The sequence below is a fragment of the Magnetospirillum aberrantis SpK genome (assembly GCF_011022235.1).
GTDB lineage: Bacteria > Pseudomonadota > Alphaproteobacteria > Rhodospirillales > Magnetospirillaceae > Magnetospirillum > Magnetospirillum aberrantis.
In genome coordinates this window covers 1-1,595 of the sequence record NZ_JAAIYP010000022.1, presented here as the reverse complement: position 1 = coordinate 1,595, position 1,595 = coordinate 1, and the positions used below count along the sequence as shown (strand labels likewise).

The 1,595-nt window shown below is 63.6% G+C and carries 1 protein-coding gene and 1 pseudogene; both read left to right on the top strand.

The features are described 5' to 3' along the window. Positions 1–302 (top strand): annotated as a pseudogene (locus tag G4223_RS03660) (methyl-accepting chemotaxis protein); the annotation flags it as partial. Positions 303–347: 45 nt separating this feature from the next. Continuing rightward, a partial coding sequence (locus G4223_RS03655) for a HAMP domain-containing methyl-accepting chemotaxis protein (protein ID WP_163675155.1) occupies positions 348–1,595 on the top strand: 1,248 nt, incomplete at its 3' end.

Here is a 1,595-nt window from a genome sequence, read left to right as displayed (position 1 = left end):
AGAATGCCAGCGCCTCGGAACAGGCGTCGGCCACCTCCGAGGAACTGGCCACCCAGGCGGAAGCGTTGCAGCACACCATCGCCTTCTTCCGCGTCGATGGCAACGGTGCCGCCAAGCCCAGGACCAAGCCGGCGCCGGTCCAGCATGTGGAAAAGGTGGTTCGTCCCGCTCTGCGCCCCCAGGTGCAGACCGGTGCGCCGCGGGCGGCGGGGAAGCGCGGCAAAGGGAACGGCGTCGGTTACGCCTTTGACCTGAGCTCAGGCGGCCCCGATGGCCGCGACGCCGAATTCGAACGCTGCTGAGACATCGCGGCACCGTAACGGTTTGAAATGCTTCAGGGGGCTGTCATGCGCATGTCGGTAAAACTCAAGCTCGCTTTGTCCTTCGGCCTGATCCTGGTGTTGTCGGCGGTGGCCGCATTCATCGGCGTCAACAGCCTGAATCAACTGGACCAGACCGCCCAGGACTTGGTGAGCGGTCCGGCCAAGCGCCAGTCCATCGTACAGGATATGAACACGACCTTCGTCGCGGTGGTGAAGGCGGAAAAAAACATGATCCTGTCCACCACCGACGAGAGCATTGACCACTACGACAAGGAAATCCTGTTGTTGCGGGATCAGGTCCGCAGCCTGCGGACGGAATACCGCACACTGGCCAGCGAGGAAGGGCGCCGTCGGCTTGATGCCTTCGGGGGCGAATGGGACCGCTACGTGGCCCTTCAGGACAAGGTGCGCGAACTGATGCATGAAAACAGCAACAGTCGTGCCCGCGACATGAGCATGAAGATGAGCGTGCCGGTGTTCGCCCCGGTGATCGAAGGGTTGCGCGCCCTGTCGCAGCGTTTCGACGGCGTTCCTGTCGAACGGGCCAAGGCTTCTTATCTGATCGAGCGTCTGGTCGCGCGGGCGATGGAAGCCGGCAAGGAACAGAAGAACGCCTTGCTGGCCCGTGACGCCGGCGACATGACCCACTACGAACAAACCTCGGCAGAGGCTCTGGCCGACGTTACCCGGCTGCGCGAGCAGGTGCGACCGATGCTGCACGAGGACGAGCGGCGGCAGTTCGACCAGTTGTTCCTCCAGTTCGACCGTTGGCACAAGATCCATAACGACCTGTTGACGCTCAATCGCGAGAACACCAACGCTCGCGCCTTCGAGATGTCAGCCATCCAGGGGCGGCAAGTGTTGGACAAGGCCCAGGTGGTGCTGGACAGCCTGCTGGAACTCAACCAGAGCCAGATGAAGGATGCCGCCGCCGCCGCCGCGGAAACCGCCGCCGGGGTGCGCACGTTGCTGACCGTCGTGGTGCTGGTATCACTGCTGATCGGTGTCGTCGCTGCCGCCTGGATGGCCACCAGCATCAGCCGGGGCCTGGGGCAATCGGTGTTCCTGGCCAATGCCGTCGCGTCGGGCGATCTCAACCAGCGTATCAGTGTCTCCAGTAACGACGAAATCCGGGATTTGGTCGATGCCCTGGAAACCATGCGTGAGAAGCTGCGCGAGGTGGTGGCGGAAGCGGGTTCGGCGGCGGAGAACGTGGCCGCCGGCAGCCAGGAACTGTCGGCCAGTTCGGAACAACTGAGCCAGGGCGCCACC